Annotated in this window: 5 protein-coding genes; 2 read left to right on the top strand and 3 right to left on the bottom strand. The window is 58.1% G+C overall.

The features are described from left to right. A partial coding sequence (locus IIC71_15085; GenBank protein MCH7670505.1) for a hypothetical protein occupies positions 1-1,229 on the top strand: 1,229 nt, incomplete at its 5' end. A 20-nt stretch (positions 1,230-1,249) separates the two neighbouring features. On the opposite strand, the gene IIC71_15080 is transcribed toward IIC71_15085, so the two are convergent. Beyond that, complete coding sequence (locus IIC71_15080; GenBank protein ID MCH7670504.1) at positions 1,250-1,726, bottom strand: isoprenylcysteine carboxylmethyltransferase family protein; 477 nt, start codon at positions 1,724-1,726, stop codon at positions 1,250-1,252. Positions 1,727-1,809: 83 nt separating this feature from the next. Between IIC71_15080 and IIC71_15075 the strand changes: the two genes are divergently transcribed. Continuing rightward, complete coding sequence (locus IIC71_15075; GenBank protein ID MCH7670503.1) at positions 1,810-2,568, top strand: TSUP family transporter; 759 nt, start codon at positions 1,810-1,812, stop codon at positions 2,566-2,568. Here IIC71_15075 and IIC71_15070 read toward each other — a convergent pair. Both IIC71_15070 and IIC71_15065 read right to left on the bottom strand, forming a co-directional pair. Beyond that, a complete protein-coding gene (locus IIC71_15070) occupies positions 2,565-2,738 on the bottom strand; it encodes a hypothetical protein (protein ID MCH7670502.1) in 174 nt (57 codons plus the stop codon). The two genes, IIC71_15075 and IIC71_15070, sit on opposite strands and share 4 nt — an antisense overlap. 170 nt (positions 2,739-2,908) lie before the next feature. After that, a partial coding sequence (locus IIC71_15065; GenBank protein ID MCH7670501.1) for a glucose-6-phosphate dehydrogenase occupies positions 2,909-3,351 on the bottom strand: 443 nt, incomplete at its 5' end.

The raw sequence follows: 3,351 nt of genomic DNA, 5'->3' as shown, positions 1-3,351 counted from the left end.
CCGCCAATCGAACCAAGGCCGTTGCAATGGTTGACGCCGAGACCGAAATTCTTCGGATAACGTTTGCGACCGTCTCACCTGACATGACCTTGCCCGAGTGGACTACCGAGTGGGCGAACTGCGCCGACCCGAACAAGCCCGCTCGTTTCGTTGAGACTCTTAACAGCGACTGCATCTCGTTTACGCAAAACCTCGGCGAGGTGAGAGTACAAACCCCGATCATCCCGTGGGCAACAGCGTTCGGAGGCATATTCGGGGTAAGTCAGCTGGACACGTCCGCAGCGGCGGAGGTCAAACTCAACCTCGGGGCCTCTGGTGGGATTCTACCGTTCGGGATACCCGGCGGCGCGACGGGGCCAGCCGAGCTTTGCTTAAAGGAACCGACGAGTCCGGTGAGCATCGAACCCTGCGATGGCCCTGTTGAAGGCAACTTTTCCTTTCTCGATTTCACCCAGTTCGGATATGAGCCCTTCGGCACAACCGAGCAGTGCACAGGAAACACTGTAAACAGGTTGACACGCAACATTGCACAAGGTGTCGATCACCCTCTGGGGACGACAATAGACTTCCCTGCGGATCTGTGGGACGATGTGACAAGGTGTAAGGACGGTAATTTCACCGCGAACCCTTATCAGGTTAAAACAAAAACCGGAACGCCAAACCATGTACTCCACGAGGGTCTTGCAACTGGCGCCACCGCTGGTGTCTTCGCCGTCCCTGGACGTTTAGAACTAGGCACCAAGCACATCAAAGTGCGTGGCAATTTCCTCGATAACACGCCTCTGTGGACATTCCTGAATAACACTGACACAGCAATCTGTGGGTTCCCCGTGCCGACCCACGACGAGATGGTGACGTGCTTAGAAAGCTACATGCCCGGGGACGGCGTCATTTTCACCTCTGAGCTTGGTAAATCTGCGCGATTCGCATGGGTACCTCTCTTCCACGATGACACGCTAGGTAGCGGCGCCTCTACGATACTGACAATCAAGGAATTCCTTCCCGTGTACATCCAGACTACTTTTTGGGATTGCAACCCTAGCAACCCTAACGTCTGTGATCTGATATGGGACCCAGATGAAGCCACCGAAGTCGAGCTTCTGGGTGACAATGGCGCCAGAATCGAAGCGATGACGGCACTTATCATCCCGTTCGAAGCGCTCCCTCAGCAAACTCAGCAGTTCCAACCCGGGTCAGGCGGACAAATTCGGTATCTGCTCTCGAAATAGCTTCCCGAACGACTGACTAATCAGCCAGCAAACGGCACAAACCGACCGGAACGTTCTACGTAGGCCGCGTACCCGTCGAATGACGCTGCCAGACGTTGCTCCTCCCACCGGCTCTTAAATAGGAACAACGTGAGCAACGCGCCAGCCGCAGCAGCCTTGGCGACACTCCCCGATGCCAGCACCGACCCAAAAGACCACACGATCACGGCTGAGTACATCGGGTGTCGAACGAATCGGTACGGTCCCGCTGTGACCAGCTCGGTACCCCCGTTCGGTAGGGGCGACGGAGTCAACCCCCGGCCCAAATAAAACGCCGCCCAAAGACCGAGAGCCAACGCAGCCAACGTGAGTGCGGTTGTCGCAGTCGTCATTGTCGTCGAAACCCGCCAGTCTTGCCTGGCGGGGAGGCCCACAATCAACACGATGAGAACCACTTGGATGCCGACCAGAATGTTTGCCGTAGTGCGATCTCGCCTCGAATGGTTCGGTTTTGTCATGCCCGACTCCTTGCTTGTCCGATTCGACACACTCCCTCACCAGGTGTCGGTGTAAAGTTACCGGCTCATCACTGGAAAGCAACATGAGCCTAACCCTTGACCCGCCTACGATCACACTGCTCGTAGGCGCGGCGTTTGCGGCTGGCTTCCTGGACGCCTTGGCGGGCGGCGGTGGGCTAATAACACTTCCGGCACTTCTCGCTGTCGGACTGCCGCCGATCAACGCTCTCGCAACAAACAAGGCCCAAGCAGTGTTCGGGGTGGCAACGTCAACCGTCACACTGGCGCGCAAGGGCGCCATCTCAGTTTCTGAGATCCGTAGACCAGCGGTGTTCTCCCTCACTGGTGCCGCTGTGGGCGCATTGGTAGTGCAGCGCATCGACGTCTCTGTCCTCAACGCGGTCATTCCTGTTGCTCTTGGCGGCATTGCAATGTACTTCTTGTTCATCGGCAACGCCGGCGTGCACGAGGTCGCTCCGCGCCTCAGGGAAGCTAGATTCGACACCACCGTGGTACCGGTGATCGGGTTCTACGACGGTGCGATAGGCCCGGGGACCGGGTCGCTGTTCGCGACCGCGGGAGTGGTGTTGCGAGGGCGCGATATCGTGAGCGCCACAACGCACGCGAAGCCGCTCAACTTCGCCTCTAACCTTGCCGCGCTCGTTGTCTTCGTGGCCGGTGGCAGCGTCGTGTGGCGCGTCGGGCTGATCATGATTGCCGGGCAGGCGGTCGGCTCATACCTTGGTGCGCGCACAATACTCACGCGAGGGACAAAGTTGATCCGTCCCCTTATAGTCATCGCTGCGAGCATAATGTTGGCTGCACACTTTGGCGTGATCTAGGTGTCGCTGGTCGCTTGTGGACTTGGGAGGCTCTTCACAGCCTCGGCTGCAACGCGCGTGAGGCGCTTGATGATCGACGCGAGATCGACTCCGTCTTGCATGTCTATTTCCGTGTCTTCGAGCACGGCATCCAACCGGTAAAGGGCGTCGCCGAGTGAAGCCCAATCCACCCCGTCGATGAGTACCGCTCCCCCGCTCAGGCCCCGATCTTGGCCCCGCTTTGAGGCTTCGAAAGCTCGTTGTCTGTGGCTGCGTCGACAGTATATCGATGGCCGTCCCGGCGAAGCGGCACGGCTGAACCGTGCGCCACACCAGGCACATTGGACCACACGCTCATGACTCATGCTGGTCGGGGTCCCCGACTCCCTGCAGAGTATGGGTGCGGCCTTGAGGACGCGTCGAGAACGTCTTCGTATATTCTCCAGCTCTCCTCCACTTCATCCCCGCGGACGAACAATGTCTGATCGCCGTCGAGGATGTCCTCGACAAGTGTTCGGTACGCGTCTGGAATGTCGCTGAACGCATCGGAATAGTCGAATGAGAGAGGCTGTGTGACGACCCGCAGCGGAGAATCGGGATCTTTGACGGAAAAACCTATGTCGAACCCCTCGTCGGGTTGAATCCTTAGCGTGACTGTGTTTCTGCCGATTGGGCAGTCGTCTCTACGGCCGTGGAAGAGACACACTGGCGCAGGCTTGTACGTAACAACAATCGTGCTGACATGTTCATCAAGACGCTTGCCTGTTGTGAGATAGAACGGCACGCCTTGCCAGCGCCACGTAT

It is taken from the genome of Acidobacteriota bacterium (genome assembly GCA_022562055.1).
Lineage (GTDB): Bacteria > Actinomycetota > Acidimicrobiia > Spongiisociales > UBA5794 > BMS3BBIN02.
This window is presented reverse-complemented; position numbering and strand designations above follow the sequence as displayed.

Excerpts from the sequence above, each read along its gene's own strand:
- IIC71_15080 (MCH7670504.1), bottom strand. The coding sequence starts at position 1,726 with ATGACAAAACCGAACCATTCGAGGCGAGATCGCACTACGGCAAACATT.
- IIC71_15075 (MCH7670503.1), top strand. The coding sequence starts at position 1,810 with ATGAGCCTAACCCTTGACCCGCCTACGATCACACTGCTCGTAGGCGCG.